We start from the raw sequence: 25,722 nt of genomic DNA, 5'->3' as shown, positions 1-25,722 counted from the left end.
TTCCCTTTCCCAAGAACCGTAACAGCCGGGATGGCTTTACAGCTTAAAGTTTTCGCCGAGATAGAACTTACGTGCCAATTCGGAATTTGCGATTTCATCAGAACTTCCGCTGACCTGAATCTTCCCGTCCTTCAATATATAAGCATAATCGCAAATGCCCAAAGTCTCACGCACGTTGTGATCCGTGATCAGAACTCCTATACCTTTGGCCTTAAGTTCGCGGATGATATTCTGGATGTCGGCGACCGCAATAGGATCGATCCCCGCAAACGGCTCATCCAAAAGAATGAACTTGGGCGACCCGGCCAGCGCACGGGCGATCTCCACACGACGGCGCTCGCCCCCGGACAGGGCATAACCATAGCTGTCGCGGATGTGCCCCACGTGGAAGTCCCCAATCAACTGTTCCAGCTTTTCAGAGCGGGACGCCCCGGAATATCCATGAGCCTCCAGAGCCACGATGATATTTTCAGCCACCGTCAGCTTGCGGAAGATGCTGGGCTCCTGAGCCAGATAACTCAGCCCCACCCGAGCGCGTTTGTACATGGGTTCTTGGGTGATGTTGGTTTCATCCAGATTGATCGTGCCTGAATCCGGCTGAACCAGACCCACGACCATATAGAATGAAGTGGTCTTACCGGCACCGTTCGGACCCAGCAGGCCTACAACCTGACCGGATTCAACGGAAAAAGAGGCGCCATCAACGACCTTGCGCTTTTTAAAGGACTTAGAAATGTCTTTGATGGTGAGCATGCTCATTGATCTTTATTCTCCACCTTCGCACGTACTCGTTCCACTTTAACCTTTTTTCCGCCTTCAAGGAAGACGATTTCCTCGCCCGTCAGTTCATCGTTATTTTGAATCACTTTTGGGCGACCTTTGAACGTGTACTGATTTGCCAGCAGGTCCAGGTTCACACTTTCCGAAGTGGCGAATTTGTCCACGTCACTGACACGGACCCCTCCTTTCACGGCCACGGAACTCAGAATATCGGCTCCTTTTCCGTAAAGGAATGAGGCCTCGGGCCCTTCCAGCTTCATGTTATCGTAATTCATACGAACAGCCCCCAAAAAGCGGGCCTCGCGGTTTTTACCGCTGAACTCTGCACCGTCGGCGGAAATATCAAAGGTTTTTCCGTCCTTCATTGGCTTTTGCGCCGTCACCTTGTTCTGAATCAGCATCTTGGATTGCTCAACCAGAACACGCATGCTGGCACCCTTCAGGAACAATCCGGCACCGGAGGAGTCCCGCGGCCCTTCCATCAGCACCTGCTCAGGGCTGGTGATTTGACGGGTTTTTGACGAATAGAAAATCGAGGGTGTTTTGAAAACATAGCCGTTCTCGGACTTGGTCACGACATTGCCGATAACACTCAGATCTTTGGACTTATCGTCAATGGTGCCTTCATCCCCGGTCACCGTGAATTCCAGCTTTTCCTTGTTATAGAAAAGCACCCGCACCTGTTGTAAAGCCCACTTGCCGCCAGCCTGACTGCCCTCGGCGGAAACAGCAAACAGTTCCCAGTCCCGATTGCCGGACTGGCTTTCCACCAAGTGCACTCCGCCCATTTTCTGTTCGGCCAGACTGGAGGGACCGGGCTCTTCCTTGATACCTTTTTTCTTGCGCTCCTTGGCGGCTTTGTCGCGCTTTTCAACCCGCTGGCGCAGGGCGACCTCGTCCTCGTGCTCCAGATGCGACGGGAAAATAATAAGAATCTCGACGAACAAAGCGACGAGAAGAGCCAGAAAAATATAATTCTTATATTTACCCATAGATGACAAGAATCTTAAACCATCAGGGACCCGTGGTCAAAACTTCCGCGTCGGATGCTGTACCGGGATGAAAAACAAAAAGCCCGGTTTTCACCGGGCTTTCATGTATTTTTATTCTTAATTCGAATTCGTTTCCTGCGGAAGCTTGGTCACCGCGAAGTTGATTTCGCCGGCACCGGCCTCTGTCACAGTGAACAGAACCTTTTTTACCGTCAGGAAGTCCACGCCTTTGTCGGCCTGAATTGTGACTTTGCTCCAGGCGTTGGGATCCTCTTCCGCCTCTCCACGAGTGGTTTCAACCACGTCACGGATCTTGTTTTGAAGCTTGCCTTCCTGTTCAGCACGGGATTTCACCAAAGCTTCAGACAAAGTGTCTTTCAGCTTGGGAATCAGCCACTCTTCCGTGCCTTTGACATCGTCAAAAGTCGCCACCACATCCTTATCCAGCAGAATCTCTTTGCTGGAAATGGTCACAACATGGGCGGGCTTCAGCTCGCGCACGCTGGTGGCTTTTGGCAGAACAACTTCCTTCGGGATATAAAGAATTTCACCCGTGGCATTGTAGTTCTGCAGCAGGAAGATAACCAGAACCGTGAACATGTCGACCATCGCTGTCAAAGACAACAAAGCCGTCACATCACGCTTCCCTTTTCGTTTGCTTAAAATATTGTGATAACGATGACGTTCACCAGGTCTGAAGATGGCCATTACTGCGGCCCTCCCGTCGCCACGGATATTGCCGAGAACCCTGCGGTCAGACAGTTATCCATTGCCTTGATGAGTTGTTCATAGGGGATGACGTCCGCAACCGAAACAATCGCATCCACTTTTTCAGGATACAGCTGCTTCACACGCTGCAGTTGCGCCACCAGACCCGCTTCATCAAATTGTTCGTTCACCATGGGAAGGCTGATCACTTGTTTCCCAACAGTTAAAACATAACCCATTTCCTTCACATCCACTTTCAGCACCACATCGGCGTTTGGTGGCGGTGTCGGATTGGGTTGCGTGTCCGATTTCTTCCCATAGAGGGAACTACCAATTTGAATCATAGACACTTGAGTCCAAACGGCCGTGATAAGCAGAAACGTGATAAGAACGCTCATCAAGTCGATGAAAGGCACGAGGTTCAGCTCGATATTCTTTTTTCTGCCGCTGGAATCGCCGCTATCTATGTGAGCCATTGAAAACCTCTGTTAGTCTTTGATTTTTTCTCTGTTTGCAACAACCAGGTTCAACAGACTCATGCTGGTTTCAACCACTTCATTTTCTGTTTTCTGGATGCGGTGCTGGAACAGACCGTATGCCACGATGGAGATGATCGCCACCAAAAGACCAAACGCCGTACAGTTCAGGGCGTGGGAAATACCTTTGGAAAGTTCCAGAGCTTTGGTTGCAGGATCGGCTGCCGCCACCGCACGGAAGGAACCGATCATACCGATGATCGTTCCAAGAAGACCCGCAAGTACGGCCACGTTACCGAAGACCGCCAGGAAGGATGTCCAACCTTCCACTTTTGGCATTTCGCGCATCACTGCCGCATCCATTGCCACTTGCACTTCTTCATCAGGACGCTTGTTCATGGCCTGAACAAGACCCGCTTTTACTGTATTAGTCAATGGAGCCGGACGAGCATCACAATAGCTGATGGCCTGGCGCAGATCGCCGGCTACAACCATTCTGAAGATCTGGTCAGTGAACTCTTTTTTGTCCACGGCAAGATTTTTAAGCTTCATCATTCTTTCGATGATCACAAAAAGCGCCAGGATGGCGATAACTGCGATCACGTACATGACGAAACCACCCTCAGCGAAAGCACGCTGGATGAAATTCATGTTGTCTACTGTAACTGTTGGGTTCACGGGAAGTTCTCCTTCTTAAAAACTTTAATTAATTAGCCTGATTCAAAACAAACGGGTACGCCTGTACTTCAGCTGTCATTCCGGTCGGTGGCTCTGGGAACACCCAGCTTGCCAGACGACGGCGGATACATTCTTCCACACCTGGATTACCCAGAGAGGAATCGACAACTTTCACGTTGCGTGCCTGACCTCGCTCGATGATCTCCCAAGCAAGAATCACTTTACCTTCCATCTTCTTGCCCTTCTCAAGAGTGTTCAAAGCACGCTCGTAGCAGCTTTTCACCTCGTTAAGTTTAGAGCGGATCACACGACGGATAGCTTCTTTGTCAATGGTTGCGTCGAAGGATTCTTCAGCACCACCGCCTTCGATAGCCACTGTGGTCTTGGAGCCGAAGCCCTCAGACGCACCGTAAGCAGCCTGACCTGACCCACGACCCTTGGTGCCGATTCCGGCGATCCCCTGAGTTGCGGTCCCTTTTCCACCAGCTCCGGCATCCTTGAATTTGGATCCCAGATCATCACCCGCACGGTCTTCATTGAAGCCCGCAGTTCCGGTCGCCTTGTCGGCCATCCCCAGAACCTCACCGGCTCCAGAGTACGCTTTGTCGATGTTGGCGCGACTGCCCCCACCACCGAAGGCGCTGAACAGACCCACTTTGGAAAGATCTTTGTTGGAAGACTGCGCATTGGCACCAGCGGTGTTACCCGTTTTGATCGCGCCACCCTGACGAGTGGACGTGAACTTCTTGGTACGGTCTTTCGCGTTGGGCTTCGGCGCCACTTCGCTGGCTCTTGCCGCCACCTGGGCACGCTGAGCCTGCTGTCCGGTCGTTCCTTTTTTCTGTGCTTCCTTGTTCGCATCAGCCACAACCACTTTCTTAGGTGGAGGCGGGGTCGGCGTCGCCACCGGTTGCGGCGGCGGAGTCGGAGGCACTGGCGGAGGAGGCGTCGGAGTCGGAGTTGGCGCCGGTGGTGGATTGGTGAACACCACCTGGGCAATACGCTGAACCTCTTCCTGCTTGTTTTCCTGCCAGTCTTTCGGAATGGTTGCGGAAATATACAAAGCCAGCAGCCCCACGATAATCAGGGACATTGCAAGGCCTGTCATTTCAGAACCGGAAAGCATCATTGGAAGCATCGGCACTGTCGGTGCCTGCGGAACGAAGCGGATGTAAAGGCACAGGTTTCCACCCGGCAGATTCACACACAGCATTTCGTTCTGATCAACACGCACACTGTAACCATTGCCGCCCTTTTGCGCCTTGCCGGATTTGGCAAGATCTTCCACGTGCTGGGTCACCCCGCCAGAGATCACCATCTCGGTGTCCATCTCGTTGGTGGTGTTCACACGCAGCCCCGCAGACATGTCCAGCAACGGATAACCGCGCGGCACCAGTCCGTCTGGAAGAGCGACAGACAAGTCCCCGCCCGCATTTACGCGGATGGTTTTGTTGCCCTTGAAATGATAAGTCGTAAGGATGCGCTCTTTCCACGTGACCAGAACTTCGACCGTCGTGCCTTTACCCGGCTTCAGGTGCGATTTCAGATTCTGAATCTCGCTTGGAGGAGCGAATGTTTTGCTCTTTTTGGCCTTCTTGTAAGACGTGCGCTCTTTGCGGATTTCAGGTTTAACCGGAACCGCAGTCAGAACAGGCTTTTCCTCGGCCTTTGGAGCTTCCACTGGAATACTCGGAGTCACCGCCGGGATCACCGGAGTGACTTTGATTTCTTCCGTCTTCACCACGGCCGCTGGCGGCATGGATGGCTCCGGCTTCGGCGGAGGCGGGGCTGGCACTTCAGCCACTGGCGCCGCAGCTTCAGAGACTGGCGCACCCGGAACCACTTTTGGCTTCGGCACACCCACAAAGAAAGCAATACGGAAAGGACCCACTTCGATTTCATCACCAGAAGCGATGGCTTCATCCAGAACAGCCTGTCCATTTTTGAAAGTCCCTTGAGAGGAACCCAAATCACAGACATACCATCCGTTGTCACGAAGTTCGATCAGACAGTGGATTGGTGAAACTCCGTCGGCATCCAGATCCAGATGCACTTCGGCATTGTGCCCGACCACGATTTGATCCTGATCGAACTGTTTAACACCAACGAGCTGATTGTTTTTAAAAATTCTAAATATTAACGGCGATCTCAATTAGCACCCCGGACCCGCTGGATATCCTCTGTTGTTCGTCTCATCTCGGGTAAAAAGTTTTCTCTCAACTTGATCAATCTCTTATAGTTGAAGTTTTTCTTCTGAAAGAGATAAAACAGTTCCGGCTTCTGCGTCGACCCTTCAACCAACTCGTCCTCGAAGTTCAGCGTCGCTTTCTTCTTCGTGGTGGTTGTCGTTGTTGTGGTCGTGGTCGTCGTGGACCGAGAGGATGACTGCGCATGGCTCACTTCGAAAATGAAAAGTGCGGCCAGCATAATTGTCATGTGTCTTACGTATCGCAACATAGTCCTCACCCGATCCTTCACTCTATTTTATCCCAGCTTTCGCCTTATTTTCCAAAGCAATAATGCGATTACGGCTATCTGCAGGTCCACCTACAAACTTTAGTCTGTTAATGACTTCCAAACCGTCCTGATACTTCTGCATATGATCGACCAGCAGAATAGCGTAGTTGAACAGAACCTCTTTGTTGTTACCGCTGTCTTTCAGTGCCGCTTTATACATTTCTTCTGCACGGTCCAGTTTCCCCTGAGCCGTCAGAGCAATTCCATAGTTGTTCAAAACGCGAGGATCACGCACACCCTTACGATAAGCGGTCTCAAGCACGACACCGGCCTTGGCGAAGTCACGCTCCTGAACATAGATCGCACCCAGATTTGCTGCCGCCACTGCTTCGTCATTGTTGATGTCCAAAGCCTTGCGGAAGGACTTCACAGCATCACGGCGTTCGTTCTGCGCCAACTGGACAATGCCCAGATTGGAGTAAAGCTCTGCTGTTTTCGGGCTGGAGCTGATGGCTTTCCCCAAAAGATAGCGGCACAAATCAAAGCGGCCGCGCTTATAGTGATACATCGCCAGGGCATTCAGGGCCCGGGCATCATTCGGGGACTGGGTCAGAATCTGAGTCGACGCCTGATAGATTCTTTCGTCAGACTGGGATTTGATCGCCTCATTCAACGCCGCATACTGGGAAGGTGCCGGCGGAGTCACCGGACGAACCGGCTCGACCTTTTCCAGATCCTTAAACTCGTCAACCTCAACCTTAGGGGCTTCCGCCACCGCCGTTTTGGTTTCTTCAGGGGTCTCTTTGGTTGGACTGGAAGAACAAGCCGCCAGTGCCAGCAAACTGAAACAAGTGATTATTCTTTTCATTATTGACCTATCCAATTCACCAGACGAATGTCAGAGCCCACTTCGCCACCGTTGTAATAACCCTTCGGATCCTTGCTGTTCATAAACTCGTAAGCAGACTTGAACCCGTCGTTGTACACTTCCAGTTCCAGACCGCGATCCACTGTGGCCTTGTAACTTTCACGAGCCTTGGTGTTGAACGGCTCTGCGAACTTTTCCACACCGGCTTTGTACTGCTTGGTTTCTTCTGCGTTCAAGCCTGGTGGCAGTGGCGCATTGACGATCGCCTGAGCCATGTTCAGGTTGGCGGCGCCCAGAATCGAAAGCGAGCTTACGATTTCTTCCGCGCTGTCAAACTTGATCACTTCCGCAAGCTCTCCGGTCAACTTGGTCAGCAGCGCGACTTTTTTGTCAGCCGCTGCCTTTTGTTTGGCCGGATCTTTAGGGAAGGTCACGGATTTCATCTCTTTGAAAGTGTCCTCTGCTTCAGCCAGCTTGATACGGGCGGCGTAAGTCGCACCCACACCCTTCTTGTTAGGCGCAAAGCGCTTTTGGATTGCCAAAGTTTTCTGGCGCCATTCCTGGGCTCTGATCGTCGCTCTTTGACGAGCCGAAAGCTCACTGACCCAGTAAGCACTTTCAACCACCCGCTCCTGATCACGTCCGCCGGCTTCCACGTATTCCGTGTAGCGGGCAATCGCCGCCCCGGTCTGACCGGCTTTGCGATGGATCTGGGCCATGCTGAAAACTGCCTCAACGTTGTCGCTGTGTTTTTTGTTCATTTTGGTGAAGTCCGTGTAAGAACGGATGGCTTCATCCGATTTACCCAGAGCCTCATACAATACCGCCGCATTGAACATCAGGTTCGGAGCCAGGGAATCAGTTGGATTTTCCTGAGCCGCCTGACGGTAAAGTTTGGCTGCTTCCTCGAACTGGGCAGAATCCTGATAAAGCTTCGCCAGCAAACGGCGGGCTTTTGGCTTCAATTTATCCGCTGCCGGATCCTTTGATGTCAAAACGCCCTGATAAGCCGCGATCGCCGGTGCATTCATGCCTGCACGCTCATAGTTCACGGCCGCATTGAAGTTCGCATTGGCTGCCAGATTGGACTTCGGATTTTGTTTCGCGAAGGACTCAAACACCTGCGCACTGTCTGCGTATTTCTTTTCAAGCTCCAGATCCTGCCCGCGTTTGAAGGACGCCTTTTCCATCACGCCACGGATGTCCGCGCCCGCTTTGGAGGAAGCAATGCCCGGAACAGCCAGAAGTTCGGCCCCGGTTTTTTCCAATCCCACATAGTCTTTTCTGAGATTGTAAATATCCAGCAACAAGTTGGCTGAATATTCCGCATATTTGGTGTTCGGATGCTGCTTCACGATGTCACGGAAGTGAGTCGTCGCCTGATCAAAGTGATTGCTTTGATAGTACAAACGGCCCATACGGAATTTGATTTCCACGGCTTTTTCAGACGTTGGGAACTTTTCCACGTACCACTGACCGGCTTTGATAAAGCGGTCCACTTTCGGCTCCAAAGGAACCGGATCGGTGGAATTCCCCACGCGTTTTTGCATTTCCTGATCGGACGGGATGCTGCGCTCGACAGACAAGATCAAGTTCTGCGCGGATTTGCCATAGAACTTGCTTTGAGGGGCGTTATCCACCACCCATTTGTACTGCATGGAGGCTTCATCGTATTTGCCCATATCGTACAGCAATTCACCGAAGTAGAAGTGCATGTCCGCCACCGTCGCTGAATCCGGGAATTCACGAAGATACAATTGATAACCTTCGTACGCCTGGGATTGCGAATACTGGGCACGGGAGTTCTGCGCAGTCTGGTGCTGCTGCAAAACATAGTTGCGCAGCGTGGTTTCACGCAGTTTATAGGAATTTTCAATCAGCTCTTTGTTGCCCTTATTGGCGGCATACCAGGCTCCGGTGGAGTCATAGTCTTTCACCCAGCCGTAAAGCTCGGTTTTAAAGCGCTGCGTGTTCTTCGCATAGAAGTAGTTTTGCACGATCTGATACTGGTACTCGAAAGCTTTGGGAGCTGTCGGGTTCTGGGAAATCAGAAGTTTGAACACATCACGGGAAGCATCTTTGTTACCGCGATCAGAATACTGATACGCCAGTCTTTCCAGATAAGGGCTGTAGTTGTTGCCCACAAGGTTCTTGAAGTAATCCGCCGCCTTGTTTGGATCGCCGCCTTCCGCATAGAACACCACGATGTCACGCAGGGCCTCGCCCTCAAGACGTGTGCGGTTCACTTTCATACGGCTTGCCAGTTGATCTCCAGTTTCGTTCTTGCCGGCTTTGATGATGTATTCAAGATACGTCATCGCCTGCTGAACCTTGCCCAGACGGAACAAACACCATGAACCCTTGTACAGGGCAAAGGTGTGCAAACGGTGTTTCTTTTCCTTGATCAGGAAAGAATATTCTTTATAGGCATTCGCCCATTTTTCATTTTCAAAATAATATTCAGCCAGGGCAAAGTGCGCCTCGCCGACAAACTGGGAGCTCGGATAGCCGCGGGTTAGCTTTTCATAGTAATCCGCGCCTTTTTTAACTTCACCCAGCTCGAAATAGTTGTAACCCAGGAAGAAGAGCGCCTGGCTCATCTTCTCGTCGCGTGGGAAGTCACGCTGGAACCATTCATAAAGCTGAACGGCTTTTTTGTTGTATTCGCGGGCTTCCGCCGTATCCAGACGAGGTTTGGATTTGGTTTTGCCGGCCTGGAACGCACGCAGTTTTGCGTCGTATTCATCCTGTTTGCGGGAATCAATCAGACTGGCTTTTTCAACATACAGTTCGGCCAGACGCAACCACAGTTCACCGCGGTTCGGGCTGGTTTTGAATTTTTGTGTCAGCTTGTACAGTTCGCGGATCTGCTGATCCAGGACCCGTTCGTACTCAGCCTGACCGTTGCCGCTGTCTCTTTGCATGATTTCAGAAGAGCGTGGAGGTTTCACGGATTCCAGATTGTAGTTCTGAACATCCTGCTTGAAACCCATGTTCGCTGAAGGCAGTGACGTGTCCGTCTTGGACATCTGCACCCTGCCGCCGCGACTGCCATCGTTGGCCTGGGACAACAGTTCACCGACAGTCTTTTTCTTGACGGTTTTGGTGGTCTTAACAGTTTTGGTCTGAGCGCCCGCAGTGGACGCCAGAACAAGACTCATAAATCCGGAAACAAGAAGTTGATGCCTGTTGATTTTCATACTTTACTCGCAGCTCTGTTTTCCAAGGTAGTGGTAGTTTCCAACTTCATCCAGCCAGTACTCACCCTGGAACGGATAGTACTCGTAACCGTTTTCGATGTAGAACTTGCGGTTCACGTTTTCATCGATCTGGTCACCGCTGATGTCTTTACCCGCGATTTTCTTTTTGATGCTTTCCTTGCGGCCCGTGATCATCTCGTAACGGATGAATCCGGCCTGTTCGTAAAGATCACGCAGTTCCACACGCATGTTCAACAGATGCGCTTTGACCATGTCGCCGATGGCAAATTTGGTGTTTTTGCTGCGGTTTGCAAGGATCTTCAGGGAATACTGCCCCAACGGAGAAGCACGGAATGAGGAATTGGATTCCACACGCGCTTTTTCCTGGTTCAACTTTTCCAAATAGTGCATCGAACGCTTTACATCCCCCTGATCCAGCACGTTTCTTAGAACGATGTATGGCAGTCGCAGGTTCGCCGACTTGTCCGTGGTCTTCATCAGGTGGGCTTTTTCTACCTCTGCATAGAAGGTTCCGGCTTCGTTGGACGACTTCAGGAAGTCGCCGATTTTGGAGCGGACCGGGCCGTATGTTTTTTCAAACAGACTCAGGACCTTTTCCATCTCGTCGTACTTACAGATGTACAGGTATACGATTGAGCGCAAAAGCAAGCTCTCCGGCATATAGAAGTCTTCGTAATATGCCGAGTGGAGAGTTTGGAAGTTACTCAAAGAGGAACGGAAGCGCGCCGCACGCAGCATCGCCCAGCTCTGCTCAAAGACCGCGTCATGCCACATCAAAGTGTCGCGGGGAACCTGGGAGTAAGCTTCCACGGAAGCATCCCAATCCTGCTTTTGATAAAGTGCGCGGGCCAGACCCATTTGTGCCGCCACCTTGTTCGTGTCCGTCACCGGAGCACGACGGCGGGCATCGAGCATTTTGTTGAAGGTGCCAACAGCCAAAGACGGCTGGTTGGCTTCAAGCTCTGCCAGACCCTTTGCGTACAACGCCTGGAAGTAATAGCTGCTGGTCGGAGAAACACGACTGAACAGGTCCGCCGCTTTGGCAAATTCGCGGTTGCGCAGACGGATCTCACCCAGACGGAAGTTGATCATGTCGCGCAGATTCGCCGGGAAGTCATTCAAGTCCACACGGGAAATCGCGTAGTTCAGGATCGTGTCATCACCCAGGGTATCAGCAACAACAGACAGCTTTTCAATGGCCATTTTGGAATACTTTGGATGCTTCATGCGGATCACATCCACGAACTGGAATGCGGCCGTCTGATACAGTTTCAACTCAACCAGCATGGTGCCCAGGATGTACTTGATCTGCGGACGCTCAGAAGCCAGTTCAGAACGGCGACTGAGCGAGAACAGCGCATTGGCCGCGGATTCATACTGCCCGCTTTGCGCCATGCGAAGGGCGTTGCTCAGTTGGTTTCTCAGAGTGGCTTCACGGGTGTTCCCCGATACAAGCGGGGCTGCACGGCGTGCCGGAGCTGGCTGCTTTTTCAGTGTTTTACGCTGTTGGGCATCGCCCACCACCGGAACTGCGATACTTGCGGCAATCAGGAGAGGTAATAATTTCTTCATCGGTAACTAGCCTCCGGGAAGAACCAACTCATACCCACGGTAAGGAAGAGGTTGTTGAAAGAATTTGTCGATCCGTCGATGCCTTTGGCATTGAAGAAGTTCCAACTGAAATCCCAGCGAACCGCATAGGCTTTGCTCAAGGCAAAAATCTGCCCTGCCGCCAGATGCACAGTCCCTGCGCTTTCACCGGACTGGGTCTCAGTGTTGCCGTAGCCGGCAGACAGGTACAGGTCAAACGGAACGATCGTTTCATTGAACCAGGTCATTTTTCCGTAAACCGGCACATACATCAGATCCACACCGATAAAGGATTTTGGATAAACCAGATTCTCGGTGGAAACGCCGTTGATTTCGCGCAGTTCATCAGTCGCCTGACGATTGGAAGTGGTCAGACCGAAATAGTTCAGTTCCAGACCCCAGCTTTCAGACATAAAGTAGCTGGCTTTCGCCACCCCACCGAATGTCAGGAAGAACGGATCATTCGTCACTGTCGTCAAACCACCAAACAACTGGAAACGGCCGGTTTTAGGCAGGAAGCGTTTTTGAATGATGGAGATTTCCTGGAAGGGAGCCAAGGTCCCCAGGCCCGAAAAGTCCGTCAGCGTGTTGTCTTTCGGAGCGGTCTCCTGATAAGACGGAGTGGAATCAGAAATGGACGGCTGCTGTCTTGGCGCTTCTTTTTCCAGCTCCAGTTCGATCACATCCAGTTCGTCACCTTCAGACTGGGCATGACCCAGGCCCGGCACTAGGAGCGCCAGGGACACAATTACCAGAGAAGTGAGTTTTCTGCTTAACATCTGTCAGCTCCTCTTAGAACAGATAAGACAAACCCACATCCAGGTTTGTAGTGTAGGTTAGACGTTCTTGGAAATCATTGTAATCAGGTTTGGGATCGCTGGGTTTCAGCGCCCCGTTCAGGAACGGGATCGGAGCCTGGTTGGCATAAAGGCGCAGATCGAAGCGCAGGGCCCATTGCTTGGTGAAATAGAATTTCTGACCAATACCGACAGCCACCGCCGGGTAAGTCTTGTGCACGAACTTCACCGCCCCCACTGAAGCGGAACCGTAAAGAAGCGTGTTGAACACCAGGGATTTGGTCAGACTCATTTTTCCGTAGAAGGCCTTCAGGTTGTAATCACCCATGATCGTCATCTCTGGCGACGGGGCACGGCTGAAATCCAGACCGAACTGCTGATCCAGTTGATCGGCATAGCTGGAAAGACCTGCGAAATTTTTGGCAATCAAAAGACCCCAGGCATGGGCTTCGCTGGTGTTGTAATAGATACCCAGGCCCAGCTTTGAAACGTTGGCAATCGGCTCTGTCATCGCATAGCCATAGAAGCCATCGACTTCAAAGCGGCCCGCTGTCACCACGTTGCGGTTTTTCACGCTAACGGGTTTGTCGAAAACAGGAAGCACGGATTCCTGTGCCAGTTCCTCTGTCGGAAGGTTCACCACTTCCGCAAAAGCCGCCTTATGCAGCATCAGCGCAAGAACTATGATGAGAGCGGCCTTGAAACCATTTTTTAGCATGTCTTACCTACCCGATGAAAATGCACCGTATTTATAGATGTAATCACAAACTTCACGAACAGCCCCCAAACCACCAGGTCTGCGGGTCACATAATCAGCCACTTCCATAACCTCATCGACAGCCTCTGGAACTGTTGCTCCAAATGCCACCGCTTCAATCATGGGAATATCAAAAATGTCATCACCAACATAAGCCATCTCTTCAGGCTTCAGGCCGGATTCCTGCTGCAGTTGCAAGAAAGAGGGCTCTTTGTCGAGAGCACCCTCATAGAAATACTGAATACCAAGAGCCTTCACGCGCGCGCGAATGTCCTCTGCCTTACTGCCTGTAATCACTGCTATTTTGTAACCGGATTCCATAAGACGTTTGATGCCCACGCCATCCCGGATGGAATAAAAGCGGCGCCATTCAGTGCCATCAAACCACACGCGTGTGTCAGTTAATACGCCATCAACGTCGAGAACCAACATCTTGATATTTTTAAGTTTTGATATTTCTAATGCCACTGAATCATTGTGAAAAATAAAAGACAATGGAGCAAGTGCCCCACTCTGATACAGGACTTAGGGTTGTGTTGATAACACGACTAAGGTCGGGCTGCTTCGAGTTCGTTCACTCGTTGCTGCAAACGGAATAGTTGCTTTTCAAGTTCCTGGACCCGGACTTTAAGCGCCTCGGTGTCCGCGGAGGCCGAAACCCCCACGGCTTCGCCGCTTAAAAGACCAGCACCCAGTTCGGCACGTTTCAAGTTCAGCTCCTGCAGCTTTTCCAGATCGGCGTCCTCGACAAAACCATCCTGCGCCTGCTGTGATTTTAAAATCTTGTTCTGATCATGAATCTGACGACTGAGCTGCGCCATCTGCTGCAGGTTCTGCCAGCTTCCCTGAAGTTTGCCGAAGTTGGGCGGGAATTCACGCGTGATCACCGAAAAAACAATGACAAACATCACGATGGAAATGAACAGGCTGCGCAGAATCGAGCCGACAACCTTGACCAGAACGGATTTCATGAATTACTCCCGAAATGACATTTGACTCAAAACAGAAGCGGTGGTCAAGTGGACGGGTCCAGTAGACATTTTCGGGGGATTTTGAATGAAACGACTTTCGCTTCTTATCACCAGTTGCCTTCTGCTATTGACTTTGGGTTGCACCAAAAAAGAATCCGGGACCGCCGACACTGTGGCAAAAACTTCCACAAAAAAAGAACTCACGGTTGGAACCGACGCCGCCTACGCCCCCTTTGAAATCGAAAATGCCGATAAAACCATCAGCGGCTTTGATATTGAAATCATCCAGGCCATCGCCGCCAAACAAAACCTGACATTGGACATTGTGAACACTCCTTGGGAGGGGTTGTTCAGTCAGCTAGAATCCGGCGACCGCGACATCCTGATTTCCGCCATCACTATCAATGATGAACGAAAAAAATCCATGGACTTTTCAGAGCCCTACTTCGATGCCGTCCAACTGATCGCGGTTCCGAATACATCCAAAGTCACAAAGTTTGACGACTTGAAGAAGCTGAAAGTCGGCGTTCAGATCGGAACCACTGGCGATGAGGTCGTCACTCGCCTTTTGGGCCGCGCCAGCCCGAACATCAAGCGCTTCGAAGGAACTCCCCTGGCACTGCAAGAGCTGATCAATGGAGGAGTGGATGCAGTGGTGGCGGACAACGGAGTTATCAATAACTTCTTCGCCAACAATCCGAAAGACTTCAGAGTTCTGTCTGATACCAGCTTTTCGAAAGAGCAGTACGGCATCGCCGTCAAAAAGGGCAACACTGAACTGCTGAAAAAAATCAATGACGGACTGAGTGCCATCAAAGCAGACGGCACCTACGACACCATCTTCAAAAAATACTTCGGAGAAAAGAAGAACTGATGTTTTCGTGGTTTCGCACTGACATCATCATCGAATACTGGCCTCTTTTCATGCAGGGGCTTAACACCACCCTGCAACTGACCCTGATCGGAATCTTCTTTGGCACCGTGCTGGGCCTGCTTTTGGGGCTGGGAAAAATCGCCCGGATCGAGCGCGGTCCCTGGCGCTGGCCGGTTCAGATGTTCGTCCGCCTGCCCTCGCAAATTTACATAGGCTTCTTCCGAGGCACTCCGCTGTTTGTCCAAATCCTGCTGATTCACTTCGCCCTTGTTCCGTTGCTGATCCATCCCGAGGACGGTCTGCTGATTTCAGGTGACGTGGCTCTGTATTTGAAACGGGAATACGGCGCGCTTATTTCCGGGGCTTTGGCTTTAAGTCTTAATTCAGCGGCCTATATCGCCGAAATCTTCAGGGCCGGGATTCAGTCGATCGACCGCGGGCAGTTTGAAGCGGCAAGATCTTTGGGCCTTGGCTATTTTCACACCATGAAGTCCATCATCATTCCGCAGGCATTTCGTCGCATGCTGCCTCCCTTGGGAAATGAAGCCATCACCCTGCTAAAGGATTCTTCGCTGGTGTCGGCCATCGGTCTGGCGGAACTGGCTTATGCCGCCCGCACGGCCGCCGGGGCTTATGCGCGCTACTGGGAGCCGTATCTGTTCATTTCCGCAATTTATCTGATCATCACCCTTGCCATGTCCTATGTGGTTCATCGTCTTGAGAAAAGGTACCAATCCGCATGATTCAGATTCAGGCCCTGGATAAATTTTTCGGCAGCCGCCAGGTTTTAAAAAACGTGTCCTGTGAAATCAAGGACAACGAAGTGGTGTGCGTGATTGGCCCGTCAGGATCTGGCAAAAGCACATTTTTAAGATGCATCAATGCCCTGGAAATCGCCCAAGGGGGCACCATCAGGGTCGACGGTTTTGAAGTCACAAATCCAAGTACTGATCTGAACAAGCTGCGCGCCCATGTAGGCATGGTCTTTCAGCGCTTCAATCTTTTCCCGCACAAAACGGCTTTACAGAACATTATGCTGGCACCCATGAAGGTAAAACATCTTTCAAAGGATGCCGCCGAAGCCAAGGCCCGGGAACTGCTGGCCCGTGTGGGCCTGGCCGAAAAAGCCGACAGCTACCCGCACGAGCTTTCCGGAGGGCAGCAGCAGCGTGTGGCCATTGCCCGGGCGCTGGCCATGGAGCCGCAAGTGATGTTGTTTGATGAACCGACATCGGCTCTGGATCCGGAAATGGTCGGAGAAGTCCTGGACGTAATCAAGTCGCTGGCGCACAGTGGAAAGACCATGGTGATTGTGACCCACGAGATGGGTTTTGCCCGACAAGTCAGTGATCGCATCCTATTTATGGATGAAGGCCAGGTCGTCGAGCAAGGGCCGCCGGAGAAAATATTCAACCGCGCCGAGAGTGAAAGAACCAGGACGTTCCTTGGAAAGGTCCTGCGGTTCCACGGAACACCTTAATACGTCTCAGGACATATCAGGCTTCTTTCCTCTGCGCTGATTGAGAATTTCACGAGGGGCTTGAAATCTCGAAGTCTTTTTCTAATCGTTTCAAATCCTTGATTGTTGCCATCGGTATTTTTCATCCAATAGGCATCCACTTTCTCATTGGACCAGCCGCAGAACTGCTTTAAGGCCATTCCCGAAATCAATCCCGAAGAATGCCAGCCGTTCCAACAATGCGCATAGATGGGCCCGTTTGATTTTCCTTTGATCCGGTCATAGACCATCGCAAGAATCTTTTCGTTCTCGCCGGCCGCTGCATACTGCTTGTATGTCAGGGTCTGATCCTGATGATCGGTATTCTTGCACTTCACACTTTTTTGCGCGGTGGAAAAATTCTCAGAGTACAGATACACCGCCGCCGAAAAATCCTCTTTGCACAAATTGTTCAAACCGGTGGCTGGCAACGGATTGGTATTGGATCGTGGCGGGTCAAAATATTTATTATTCGCTCCCCCACGATACAAAACTCCGTGCAGAACCACCCGAAAATTTCTTGTTCCCCATAGATTCGTATCACCAAGACCTTTGTTGTCAGTGGATTTTTCAGAGGCTGATTCAAGCCCGTAGCGAGCTTGAAACTTCTTCACTTCCCGATCCAGGCGAAAAATGGAAGGGTCTGTGATTTCCGGCACAGCAGGATTTCCAGAAGTGTTTTCATCACCAGCTTCGCCTTGAGGAGTCTCAATCGCCGTTGTGGAATTCCCGGTGGACAACGTAGAAACACTGCCCTTGGCACAACCGATCAGATTTGCAGTCAGAAAACAGAACAAAATGGTTTTTGACAGAGTGGTGTATTTCATAAACGTCATCTTCAAATACTTCTGTCTGTGAACACAAGTTTGCTGGACCAATAAAATGTGAATGCGAGCCCACAACACCGACATTGGTCTTCTGATCTTGTAAGTATTTTTAATTTTCTTTTCTGGATATAAACAAAGAAGGACCTGAACACTCCCCCAAATGAGGTAGTTGGATGAAGCTTGCTGCAACTTGCACTTCTGCTGTTTTGTCTGTGTTGGCTCCCGTTTCCGGCGCATTCGCCGTCAATCTTGCAAACCTTCAAGGCGAAGCGCGCACAGAATATTTATCGCCCTACGGTGTGCGTGAGCTTTGTGTGATCGCCAAGAAATGGCCGGGCGGCGCTTATCGCAGTGATGACACCGGCAAAGAAAGCACTTTGTGTGGATATGACTTCTATCGCACGATGGGCCTCTGCCCCAAATACAATTCCACCAATCCCGGAGTTCTGCTGATTGCCCCCAATGCCCAGTACAGCAAAGAGGCCATTGATGCCTCTGACTGCAACGTCAAAAAAATGGGTGTTAAAACCGAAGCAAAATTCAAACAGACTATCACCTGCTCGTACACCCCGTCGATTCTTGCCTATTATCACATGTCACGCATCCTCGGAGGAGTCGGAAGAGTTCCGGTCTCGGTGATTCGCACCATGGACTTAAAGGTTCACAGCCAACTGACCAGCAAGGCGGTGCACGCCTTGCGTGATTCAACGGACACTATCGCCGAGGCTTGGCGAAAGCTCGGGGAAATGCATCTGAACCCCCGCGCCTTTCCCCAGCTCACGGACACCACCTTCACGCAGCTTTACGGCGGACTTTCTGACAACGTGAAGAATGAAAATCTCTATAATGATGTCAGTGGCCGGGGCCCCTATAACAGTCGCTATCAGCGTTTCCTGAAACAAAAGCCCTTTCAGAAAGTGGCCAGCACCAAAACAGTGGCCCAAATCGCGGGTTCGGCGGAATTCACCCGGGTTGCTCAGGATGTAATTCAAATGAAAGACGTCGCCGACATGGTTCTGATCGACACCCTGATGAATCAGCAGGACCGCATCGGAAACATCCATTACAAATTTTACTGGTATTCCATCAATCCTTCCACCAATCGGATTGAACGCGCAAAATCCGAAGCGGAACTGGTGGATGGAAAAATCGTCGTGCCGCCCGAGGAAAAACGCCAGATGGCCGGACGGGCCGCCGTGGTCTTGAAAGAAATGATATTAAAAGACAACGACTGCGGAGTTATCAAAGACAATATGATGAGAGCCTACAGTGTTCTGGAAAAAGTCCGGCATATGAGCTATCTGACATATCGTTACTTTATGGCTTTTGAAAAATCGCTGGCAAATCCGGCCACAAAGGCTTACTTCAAAACAGAACTGCTCTTTACAGACAAGGATTATCGGTCTTTGCAGGAGAATGCCGCCAAAGCCAGAGAAATCCTGACCGGCGCCTGCCGCACAGGTCAGTTGAAGTTTGATCTGGATCTGGAAAATTATTTGCCGGGTGCGCGACCTCCGCTCACCCCTTGTAGCATTTAAAGATACAACGGGCCCGGGGCTAAAACCTCGGGCATACCCAACAGGGTCGCCATGGAGTTTCCGAACTTCGAGAAAGAACCGCTTTCCAATTCAAAGCGGCGGATCAGATCCACCATCCAATAAGGGATCTTCTTTTCGCACTTCAGTTCCAGAATGACATTGCATCCGGGCTCTTCAAAGGACTCTGGATGATCATAGTGACTCAAAAGACGGCCGTCCGGTCGCACACACCACTCGTTCATCTCCTGATAGCGCAGGTCGCGGTCAAAGGTAACGCGGGCATAGTCATCCACCACCGACAAATAAGCTTTGCGGCGGTACTGAGTCAGAATCACCGGGCCCACATTATAGCTCATTTTCACTCGCAGATACTCTTCCAGGTTCTGCCGGGAACTTCCCTGAATATGCTCCGGAATTTTTCCCCACTCCAGAATTTCCGCCCAATTTTCATCATGAACCAGTGCCCGCTTTTTTCGCACAAATTCACGCAGCTTGTATTTGATTTCAAAAAAGTAGGGCGGCTTGGGACTGTCGCCATAAGAGCGAATTCGCATATTAAAATTAAAGGCATTGGCCGCTTCTTTGAAGCGCAACAGGTACAGGCTGGGTGTATCCAGATAAAGACTGTTTATGGTGTAGTGTTTGTCGGACGAAACTGTGGAATAGTAGTCCATTTCGCAATAGGTTTCCACAAAGCGCGAGATGGGATCGACAAGTGCCGCCGGGATCAGATACTTCAGCTCATACCGCTCTAACGCCAGCGGTGAAACCGGGCCGCTCACAAGGCCACCACTTTCTGGGATTTACTCAGATGATTCTTGGTGGGTTCAGTGGCCAGGCGTTCACTTTCCAGAAGATACTCGACAAACAAAGTTAAAATTTCCTGCTGCTGGCTGAGCAAATCAAGTTCTGTCTGCTCTTGCAGCAGACGGCCTTCCAGTACCGCTAACGTATCCTGCCCTTTGACCTTCTGGCTTTCCTTCAAGCCCTGACTGGTCATCTTGTAAAGTCCGGCCAGATTCTGAATTTGATTCTTTAAACTGACCAGTCGGTCCTTGCTGTTTTCGGCTTCCTTTTGCTTCAGAGCTCTTTTCAGAATCAATTCATTCTGTTTTTGCCGGGAAAGATCATCGGACCCCAGATGGGGCAACTGCAAAGTCAGTTCGACCTTGTAACCGATTTCATCCTCTTTGTGGGTCTGCGACACATCCAGTCCCTTCACCCATTGATCTTCGCGGCCTCGCAAAATCTCAAGTTCCCGGCTGATGTCCTTGAATTCAGTTTCTGAAATTCGCGCCGTTAAAGAAGCCTCCGGAGTCGGCAGGCTGCCCACGGCATCCACGACCTCTTGCACACTGATAAGATCAAAGCTTTCCAAAGGGTTTTCTTCCCATTGCGGAACCCAGGATTTTATCCTTTTTGCTGCAAGCTTGTGTTCCTGGGCAATTCCACTTTCAAGGCGTTTTAACTTGTAAATGTCCCCTTGAGCCCCCAGAAAAGATTTCGTCGTCGTGCGCCCGGCGCGCAAAGAAAGGCTTTGCGCCTTTAAGTATCCCTCGGACAACTTCATGGAGCTGCTTAACACGGCCATTTTTTGCTGGCTGATTTGGTATGAGATCAGATTCAGGTAACGCTCATGCAGGGCCCACGCCAAGGAGGCCTCTTGCAGCACCTTTTTTCGGGGTTCCGAATTCGGGCCCAGCTTCCATTCGGGCCACGAGCGAAACTGAAACTTCAGTCCGACTTCGTATTCATTCTTACTGCCTTCCTGTTCGGCGCTGACAAAGCCTTCAACATTGCGCAAAGGATTGCGCGAATCGGTCGGACGCATTTGCTCTTGCGAAGTGTAGGTGGTGTCGGCCCAAGCCGTCTTTAATACCTGCTCGGGCGTCACCGCAAATGAAGAAAGTCCCCCCAAAAGGATCCAAGACAAAAGCATCACGGGGTCCTTTTATCTGCCACAAGACTGACGACGGCATACTGACTGGAACTTTTGCTGTCAAAAACGGCGAACATCTGATGAGTGTCGGGATGGAGGGCAAGCCCTTCCAAATGGCGCATGCGGAATTCATGCAACAGTTCGGGGGAAGTCTGTCCAGGGGATATTTTCCAGATGGCACTGCAGGAAGCCCCCCGGCAAGAGGAGGCCAGGTAAAACGCATCTCCGTGCTTGATCAGGTCCGTAAGAACCAGTTCAACATCCTGGTGCGGAAGTTTCATTTCAAAGCGGGCGGCCAGCGTCACCTGAGCTGGCTTCAAAACCCCCTCAAAGGCAGAAGCAAAGTCTGACACCTTCAGGATAATCCCTTCGTTGCGATGAAGTACGGGCCCCTTGAGCGACAGATACAGGTCTTTGTTATCAATGGCATGACCTTCAACTTCAAAGCCTTCTTTAGCCAATTTCAGATCGGCTTCATAGACAGATTTCAACAATGGATCCTGGGAGTCTTTCAACGCCAGCATCAGGGGCTTGCGCAAATCCACATGATGTTCAACGCTGTAGCGCAGTCCGTTGCGTTTTATCTGAGCAAAGATCTGCCGCTCTTCTTTAAGTTTTCCCTTTTTGGTTGCGGACATGGAGCTTAGCAAATAAAGGTAGTCCCCTTGAACAGAAACCGATTCAATATCGGCCATCACCGGCAGGCCGGAAAGCTGAACCTGATGAGGCTGAATCTGCCCCTGTTCATTCATCAGAAAAAGCACCGGCCGATCTTCGGGATAGTCATCAGACACCAGAACAAATTGTTTCAGCTCAGGCACAAAGACCACGCCGGACATCTCTGGCTTGAAAGTCTCGACAATGTTCAGAGGTATGTCCATTTCACGCGGATCCTGTTGCTGGGAATCCAGGTTCTGAGCCGCTTCGTCGGCATTGGCCAGACTCAACAGCGACAAGCTCCATTTTTTTTGAACAAAGACTTTTTCGCCCAACAGGAACTCATTCGTGCGGGGAATCTTGATCACGACCTCACGGCCCCAGGCCGGCAGGGTTTGAATGCGCAACAGTCTTTCCGGAATCTGCACAATGCGCGAACCGATGCTGACCACCGATCCCCGCACGACTTTGCCTCCGGCTGAACTGACTTCCACCACCTGCCCCACGGACAACGTCGAGGACAGGTTTTCGTTGATGTAACCATTCACATAAGTGGGATTGAGAGGAACCAAAGTGATCAGTGGCGCAAAAGCCGGAGCCTTTTCACCGTTTTTGAAGTTCACGGCACCCACGGCGCCATCCACTTCGGCAAATACAAAAAGATTCTTCATGCGCCCTTCGATCAAAGCCATTTCCCGGCGGGCGTCTTCAAGTTCAACCAACAAAGGATCCGCCGAAGGAGCCAGATGCCCAAGGTCTTTAACCACCCCTGCCAGTTGCTGGCGCAGGTGCATTTCGGCATTGAGTTTGTCATAGCGGCTTTTCAGAACCCGCAGTTGGGATTCCCACTCTGACTGACCAAGTTCTGCCAGCAAATCGCCTTTGCGAACAATCTGACTGGGAAGCACATAGATGTGTTTGATTTCAACCGGACTGTCAAAGTTCACCTGAAACTCGCGGGACTCCGCCACGCCCAGAATACTGACCGGATCGGACCCCAGTACCAACCCCAGCACCAATACCAGAACCACGGCCACGCTCCAGCAGCCCAATAGAAAACGGTTCTCGGTCCCGACGACGTCAGCTAGTTTCACCTTACACCTCGATCACGGATTCTTGATTCATAAAGTTCAGGCCGCGCACCGAAGAAATACGCCCCAGTTCTTCAACCAGCTCGGCGGAAGTCTGACGAGGCTTTAAGCGCACCTGATAGGAAAAGTCCAAACGCTCCCCTTGCCCCATTTCTCTGATCGTGGCCAAGGCAAAGTGGCGGCAGGATTTTCCAAGGACATCTTCCACCTCGCGCTGATCCTGACCAGATCGGGAAAGATTCAAACGCAAAAGGCCGTCAAACTGAGGCCCGGCAGCGAAAGGGGATTTCTGCAGCACCGTCAAAGCCAGGATAAAACACACCGTTCCCAGAATCGCGATGCCATAGGCATGAACTCCGGAAGCCAGGCCCACGGCCAACGAGGCAAAAATAAAAAACATGTCGCGAGGATCTTTGACGTTCGTGCGGAAGCGAAGCAGGGACAGGGCCCCGATCATCCCGATACCGCGGGCCACGTTGTCACCAATAGCTTGCATGGCAATGGCGATGACAATCGGCAAAAGCACCAATCCATGCAGGAAGTTCAAAGAATAAGAAAGCCCTCGGAAGGTCTTTACATAGGCCACGGCCAAGGCCGTCCCCAGGATGAAGCTGAGCAAAAAGGCATAGATGATCGAAATCCATGTCGGATTGGCGAATGATGAGTTGAGAACGGAAAAATCCAACATACTCTTCCCCCGGATGCTTTCTAAGAGACGATCATTGTCAGTCTTTACCCCTTGATCACAACCAAAATAAAACAGAATGACGAAGACTTAATTGCCCCTTTCCGGTCCGCAATCCCCGACCATGGCAAATGACAAACTGACTGCCAATTTCCGTCACTTTAGACGGAAAAGGCCCTATAACACCTCCTCGGCTCTGACTCATTGAAATTGACCCCGGCACGGAATATGAACTCTGCCAGTCGGTCGCCGAAAAAGCGGCAAAGGAGGACGTATGGCTTCGACATTTAAACTTGGTATTCTGGCAGCTCTGGCTGCACCCGTTTTGATGGCCTCCACGGCCTCTGCCAAGGTTTATGTCAATTCCGTCTGCCATATGAAGGCCTCCACCGCCGTGAAGGACATCGAGGGCGAAGGCAATCTTCAGAAAAAATACCCGCTGGCTTCCATTTCCAAAGTCATCACCACCTTGTGGGCGATCGAAAAGCTGGGCGTGGATTATCGCCATAAAACCGTATTGCACCTGACCCCGACAGCCAACGGCGCCATGGATCTGCATGTGGAAGGCAGTCGTGATCCTATCTTCGGTCGCAACCTCAGCTATTTCCTGATCTCTGAATTGAACCGCATGAAGGTCACAAAAATTGAGAACCTGACCTTTGATGAAAACTTCCTTTTGGACTGGCTGGCGGAGGAATCCCCGCGTATTGGCGGCGTGACCCCACGCTATGAAACCATCGAACAGCAGGCCGAAGCTGTGATCAAGAATCTGAAAGAGTCTTTCTCCACAGCCATCAATCGTGCGATGTACAGCAAGCTTCGCGAAAAAGCCACTAAAGCCAAAGTCTTTATGCTGGAAAAGCCCACAATTGAAGTGCGCAACATTTCCTTCCTGCCGAAATCCAACTACAAGAAAGACAAATACACCGGCAGCGTGGTCCTGAAATCCGCTCCACTGCGCACAATCCTGAAGCGCATGAACAACCAGTCCAATAACTATATTGCGGACAACCTGTACTGGAACCTGGGTGGCACAGCGGCCTTCAACACCTTTGCGGCAGCCACACTGAAAGCTGATCAAAATCAGATCGTATTCCACAATGGTTCCGGCAACAATGAAGGCACGACGGCAAAACCCGTCTATAACGAGGCCACTTGTGAAACCATGATCAAGACCTTGTACACGCTGAACAAATCCCTGGAAGCCAAAGGTTACAAGCTGAGTGATGTGCTTTCTGTCGCCAACAAAGACAATGATTCCACCGTGGATAATTTCGGTGGTAATGCCGCAGGTGCGATGATCGCGAAGACCGGGACCGTGAACAAAGCCAAGACACTGGCAGGTTCGATTTCCACAAAAGAGGGTGAATTCTATTTCGCGATTCTTTTGCACACCGATATGGATCAAAGCAGTTCCGACCGTGGTGTAGCGGCACAAATGATTAAAAATAAAATCAGTCAACTGATCAACAAGCGCTCCGGCCCGAAAGAAATTCAGTACACAGAGATTTTGGCGCTGCCATTTGATCAGGGTTCTTACCTGACTGAACAGGAAGCTCCGGTCGTGACCCTTTCCAAGAAGTAAGTTTTAAAAGGGGATGCCAATCCCCACTTCGTTCAAAAACACATTGCTCATGATTTTCAGATCCACCTGCATGTCGCGGCTTTTATACAAAGCCGCAGTCAGGTGGGCAAACGGCATCGGGATCACATCCACGGAATGGCCGTTCACACTGCCCATGAATTTCCATTTATAGCTGTCCAGTTCATAGCACTCCCGGTAAGAATACAGACCGAAGCTCGTTTCTTCGCAGGCCATCGGCGTCTGTCGAGCGTAAACTCCCATGGACCATCCTGCACTGACCCTGTCGCTCATCTCATAATTTCGACCGATCTGAAAAGTTCCGGCCAGGTTGTCGTAACAGTCCTTCACCATCGCCGCCAGAAAGGTGACCCCGGTGGCGGTTTGATATTCCAACCCAACCCCTGGCGTGATCACCGCCGCGCCATTGCCGTCCAGTTTACGGGGCATTTCCACGGACGCTGTCATCGTGGGCTTGATTCCGTGAACTACGAAAGATGGCAGCAGCAAGCTCAGTTTTTCCCGGTCCTTCACCTTGGGCATTTTGAAACTGGAACTGCCCGTTCCCCATTCCATGCGATCCGTGCTGGCCAGGGTCGAGTTTGCAATCAACAGAACTATAAGACTGACAAGAAGTTTGGCTCCATCCATGAGGCCTCCCTATTAGGATGACACCGGACCCCGGCAGATGGGGAAACCCAACCCCAACAAAGGAATGAATATGGAAAATTTGCAT

General features: G+C 51.1%; 25 protein-coding genes. 5 read left to right on the top strand and 20 right to left on the bottom strand.

What is annotated here, in order from left to right; genetic code table 11:
• Positions 1-36 precede the first annotated feature (36 nt).
• From lptB to ACZ520_RS03800, 14 genes are all read right to left on the bottom strand, one after another.
• Positions 37-759 (bottom strand): LPS export ABC transporter ATP-binding protein, encoded by a 723-nt coding sequence (gene lptB / locus ACZ520_RS03865; protein WP_011163389.1) that lies wholly within the window; start codon positions 757-759, stop codon positions 37-39.
• Positions 756-1,772, bottom strand: a complete 1,017-nt coding sequence (gene lptC, locus ACZ520_RS03860; protein WP_374032146.1) for an LPS export ABC transporter periplasmic protein LptC — start codon at positions 1,770-1,772, stop codon at positions 756-758. Before lptC ends, lptB begins: the two co-directional genes overlap by 4 nt.
• A 117-nt stretch (positions 1,773-1,889) precedes the next feature.
• On the bottom strand, positions 1,890-2,480 hold the full coding sequence (locus ACZ520_RS03855) for an ExbD/TolR family protein (RefSeq protein WP_464127588.1): 591 nt from the start codon (positions 2,478-2,480) through the stop codon (positions 1,890-1,892).
• Positions 2,480-2,956: an ExbD/TolR family protein gene (locus ACZ520_RS03850; protein WP_011163386.1), complete on the bottom strand. Its 477-nt coding sequence runs from the start codon at positions 2,954-2,956 to the stop codon at positions 2,480-2,482. Before ACZ520_RS03850 ends, ACZ520_RS03855 begins: the two co-directional genes overlap by 1 nt.
• 12 nt (positions 2,957-2,968) lie before the next feature.
• A complete protein-coding gene (locus tag ACZ520_RS03845; protein ID WP_011163385.1) occupies positions 2,969-3,634 on the bottom strand; it encodes a MotA/TolQ/ExbB proton channel family protein in 666 nt (221 codons plus the stop codon).
• Positions 3,635-3,662: 28 nt separating this feature from the next.
• Complete coding sequence (locus ACZ520_RS03840) at positions 3,663-5,786, bottom strand: AgmX/PglI C-terminal domain-containing protein (protein WP_417868004.1); 2,124 nt, start codon at positions 5,784-5,786, stop codon at positions 3,663-3,665.
• On the bottom strand, positions 5,783-6,070 hold the full coding sequence (locus tag ACZ520_RS03835) for a hypothetical protein (protein WP_051026263.1): 288 nt from the start codon (positions 6,068-6,070) through the stop codon (positions 5,783-5,785). Before ACZ520_RS03835 ends, ACZ520_RS03840 begins: the two co-directional genes overlap by 4 nt.
• A 43-nt stretch (positions 6,071-6,113) precedes the next feature.
• Positions 6,114-6,959, bottom strand: a complete 846-nt coding sequence (locus tag ACZ520_RS03830; RefSeq protein WP_088566110.1) for a tetratricopeptide repeat protein — start codon at positions 6,957-6,959, stop codon at positions 6,114-6,116.
• Entirely contained in the window at positions 6,959-10,159 is a 3,201-nt protein-coding gene (locus ACZ520_RS03825; RefSeq protein ID WP_464127587.1) for a tetratricopeptide repeat protein, read from the bottom strand. Before ACZ520_RS03825 ends, ACZ520_RS03830 begins: the two co-directional genes overlap by 1 nt.
• A gap of 3 nt (positions 10,160-10,162) precedes the next feature.
• Positions 10,163-11,752, bottom strand: a complete 1,590-nt coding sequence (locus tag ACZ520_RS03820) for a tetratricopeptide repeat protein (RefSeq protein WP_088566112.1) — start codon at positions 11,750-11,752, stop codon at positions 10,163-10,165.
• Positions 11,749-12,549 (bottom strand): outer membrane beta-barrel domain-containing protein, encoded by an 801-nt coding sequence (locus tag ACZ520_RS03815; RefSeq protein ID WP_088566113.1) that lies wholly within the window; start codon positions 12,547-12,549, stop codon positions 11,749-11,751. Before ACZ520_RS03815 ends, ACZ520_RS03820 begins: the two co-directional genes overlap by 4 nt.
• 13 nt (positions 12,550-12,562) lie before the next feature.
• A complete protein-coding gene (locus ACZ520_RS03810; RefSeq protein ID WP_088566114.1) occupies positions 12,563-13,285 on the bottom strand; it encodes an outer membrane beta-barrel domain-containing protein in 723 nt (240 codons plus the stop codon).
• A 3-nt stretch (positions 13,286-13,288) separates the two neighbouring features.
• A complete protein-coding gene (locus tag ACZ520_RS03805; protein WP_232468711.1) occupies positions 13,289-13,756 on the bottom strand; it encodes a KdsC family phosphatase in 468 nt (155 codons plus the stop codon).
• Between the two features lie 116 nt (positions 13,757-13,872).
• On the bottom strand, positions 13,873-14,295 hold the full coding sequence (locus tag ACZ520_RS03800; protein ID WP_088566115.1) for a hypothetical protein: 423 nt from the start codon (positions 14,293-14,295) through the stop codon (positions 13,873-13,875).
• An 85-nt stretch (positions 14,296-14,380) separates the two neighbouring features.
• On the opposite strand from ACZ520_RS03800, the gene ACZ520_RS03795 reads away from it, so the two are divergent.
• From ACZ520_RS03795 to ACZ520_RS03785, 3 genes are read left to right on the top strand one after another with little or no spacing between them, the layout of a single operon-like run.
• Positions 14,381-15,169 (top strand): basic amino acid ABC transporter substrate-binding protein, encoded by a 789-nt coding sequence (locus tag ACZ520_RS03795; protein ID WP_464127586.1) that lies wholly within the window; start codon positions 14,381-14,383, stop codon positions 15,167-15,169.
• Positions 15,169-15,912, top strand: coding sequence for an amino acid ABC transporter permease (locus tag ACZ520_RS03790; protein WP_464127585.1), 744 nt, complete (start codon positions 15,169-15,171; stop codon positions 15,910-15,912). The genes ACZ520_RS03795 and ACZ520_RS03790 overlap by 1 nt, the downstream gene beginning before the upstream one ends.
• Positions 15,909-16,649, top strand: coding sequence for an amino acid ABC transporter ATP-binding protein (locus ACZ520_RS03785; RefSeq protein ID WP_088566118.1), 741 nt, complete (start codon positions 15,909-15,911; stop codon positions 16,647-16,649). The genes ACZ520_RS03790 and ACZ520_RS03785 overlap by 4 nt, the downstream gene beginning before the upstream one ends.
• Here ACZ520_RS03785 and ACZ520_RS03780 read toward each other — a convergent pair.
• A complete protein-coding gene (locus ACZ520_RS03780) occupies positions 16,646-17,494 on the bottom strand; it encodes a hypothetical protein (RefSeq protein WP_464127584.1) in 849 nt (282 codons plus the stop codon). The two genes, ACZ520_RS03785 and ACZ520_RS03780, sit on opposite strands and share 4 nt — an antisense overlap.
• A 173-nt stretch (positions 17,495-17,667) precedes the next feature.
• On the opposite strand from ACZ520_RS03780, the gene ACZ520_RS03775 reads away from it, so the two are divergent.
• Positions 17,668-19,032 (top strand): hypothetical protein, encoded by a 1,365-nt coding sequence (locus tag ACZ520_RS03775; RefSeq protein ID WP_464127583.1) that lies wholly within the window; start codon positions 17,668-17,670, stop codon positions 19,030-19,032.
• Here the strand turns inward: ACZ520_RS03775 and ACZ520_RS03770 are convergent.
• The 4 genes from ACZ520_RS03770 to ACZ520_RS03755 are packed head-to-tail and all read right to left on the bottom strand — an operon-like array spanning position 19,029 to position 23,407.
• Positions 19,029-19,814 (bottom strand): polyphosphate polymerase domain-containing protein, encoded by a 786-nt coding sequence (locus tag ACZ520_RS03770; RefSeq protein ID WP_088566121.1) that lies wholly within the window; start codon positions 19,812-19,814, stop codon positions 19,029-19,031. The genes ACZ520_RS03775 and ACZ520_RS03770 overlap by 4 nt on opposite strands.
• Positions 19,811-20,971, bottom strand: coding sequence for a hypothetical protein (locus tag ACZ520_RS03765; RefSeq protein ID WP_416479407.1), 1,161 nt, complete (start codon positions 20,969-20,971; stop codon positions 19,811-19,813). Before ACZ520_RS03765 ends, ACZ520_RS03770 begins: the two co-directional genes overlap by 4 nt.
• Positions 20,971-22,722 carry a DUF3616 domain-containing protein gene (locus tag ACZ520_RS03760; RefSeq protein ID WP_464127582.1) on the bottom strand — a complete coding sequence of 584 codons (1,752 nt, stop codon included), beginning with the start codon at positions 22,720-22,722 and terminating at the stop codon, positions 20,971-20,973. The genes ACZ520_RS03765 and ACZ520_RS03760 overlap by 1 nt, the downstream gene beginning before the upstream one ends.
• Position 22,723: 1 nt before the next feature.
• Positions 22,724-23,407, bottom strand: a complete 684-nt coding sequence (locus ACZ520_RS03755; RefSeq protein WP_088566124.1) for a DUF4956 domain-containing protein — start codon at positions 23,405-23,407, stop codon at positions 22,724-22,726.
• Positions 23,408-23,678: 271 nt separating this feature from the next.
• Here ACZ520_RS03755 and ACZ520_RS03750 point away from each other — a divergent pair, with 271 nt between their 5' ends.
• On the top strand, positions 23,679-24,989 hold the full coding sequence (locus ACZ520_RS03750; protein ID WP_374032129.1) for a D-alanyl-D-alanine carboxypeptidase: 1,311 nt from the start codon (positions 23,679-23,681) through the stop codon (positions 24,987-24,989).
• 3 nt (positions 24,990-24,992) lie between these two features.
• Here the strand turns inward: ACZ520_RS03750 and ACZ520_RS03745 are convergent, their stop codons facing one another.
• Complete coding sequence (locus ACZ520_RS03745) at positions 24,993-25,637, bottom strand: hypothetical protein (protein ID WP_464127581.1); 645 nt, start codon at positions 25,635-25,637, stop codon at positions 24,993-24,995.
• Between the last annotated feature and the right edge of the window lie 85 nt (positions 25,638-25,722).

The sequence above is a fragment of the Bdellovibrio sp. BIS2 genome (assembly GCF_055398295.1).
This window is presented reverse-complemented; position numbering and strand designations above follow the sequence as displayed.

Coding starts and splice junctions, on each gene's coding strand:
- ACZ520_RS03835 (WP_051026263.1), bottom strand. CDS start 6,070: ATGACAATTATGCTGGCCGCACTTTTCATTTTCGAAGTGAGCCATGCG.
- ACZ520_RS03810 (WP_088566114.1), bottom strand. CDS start 13,285: ATGCTAAAAAATGGTTTCAAGGCCGCTCTCATCATAGTTCTTGCGCTG.
- ACZ520_RS03800 (WP_088566115.1), bottom strand. CDS start 14,295: ATGAAATCCGTTCTGGTCAAGGTTGTCGGCTCGATTCTGCGCAGCCTG.
- ACZ520_RS03805 (WP_232468711.1), bottom strand. CDS start 13,756: ATGTTGGTTCTCGACGTTGATGGCGTATTAACTGACACACGCGTGTGG.
- ACZ520_RS03825 (WP_464127587.1), bottom strand. CDS start 10,159: ATGAAAATCAACAGGCATCAACTTCTTGTTTCCGGATTTATGAGTCTT.
- ACZ520_RS03790 (WP_464127585.1), top strand. CDS start 15,169: ATGTTTTCGTGGTTTCGCACTGACATCATCATCGAATACTGGCCTCTT.
- ACZ520_RS03780 (WP_464127584.1), bottom strand. CDS start 17,494: ATGAAATACACCACTCTGTCAAAAACCATTTTGTTCTGTTTTCTGACT.
- lptC (WP_374032146.1), bottom strand. CDS start 1,772: ATGGGTAAATATAAGAATTATATTTTTCTGGCTCTTCTCGTCGCTTTG.
- ACZ520_RS03785 (WP_088566118.1), top strand. CDS start 15,909: ATGATTCAGATTCAGGCCCTGGATAAATTTTTCGGCAGCCGCCAGGTT.
- ACZ520_RS03850 (WP_011163386.1), bottom strand. CDS start 2,956: ATGGCTCACATAGATAGCGGCGATTCCAGCGGCAGAAAAAAGAATATC.
- ACZ520_RS03755 (WP_088566124.1), bottom strand. CDS start 23,407: ATGTTGGATTTTTCCGTTCTCAACTCATCATTCGCCAATCCGACATGG.
- ACZ520_RS03795 (WP_464127586.1), top strand. CDS start 14,381: ATGAAACGACTTTCGCTTCTTATCACCAGTTGCCTTCTGCTATTGACT.
- ACZ520_RS03765 (WP_416479407.1), bottom strand. CDS start 20,971: ATGCTTTTGTCTTGGATCCTTTTGGGGGGACTTTCTTCATTTGCGGTG.
- ACZ520_RS03820 (WP_088566112.1), bottom strand. CDS start 11,752: ATGAAGAAATTATTACCTCTCCTGATTGCCGCAAGTATCGCAGTTCCG.
- ACZ520_RS03745 (WP_464127581.1), bottom strand. CDS start 25,637: ATGGATGGAGCCAAACTTCTTGTCAGTCTTATAGTTCTGTTGATTGCA.
- ACZ520_RS03750 (WP_374032129.1), top strand. CDS start 23,679: ATGGCTTCGACATTTAAACTTGGTATTCTGGCAGCTCTGGCTGCACCC.
- ACZ520_RS03815 (WP_088566113.1), bottom strand. CDS start 12,549: ATGTTAAGCAGAAAACTCACTTCTCTGGTAATTGTGTCCCTGGCGCTC.
- ACZ520_RS03830 (WP_088566110.1), bottom strand. CDS start 6,959: ATGAAAAGAATAATCACTTGTTTCAGTTTGCTGGCACTGGCGGCTTGT.
- lptB (WP_011163389.1), bottom strand. CDS start 759: ATGAGCATGCTCACCATCAAAGACATTTCTAAGTCCTTTAAAAAGCGC.
- ACZ520_RS03855 (WP_464127588.1), bottom strand. CDS start 2,480: ATGGCCATCTTCAGACCTGGTGAACGTCATCGTTATCACAATATTTTA.
- ACZ520_RS03775 (WP_464127583.1), top strand. CDS start 17,668: ATGAAGCTTGCTGCAACTTGCACTTCTGCTGTTTTGTCTGTGTTGGCT.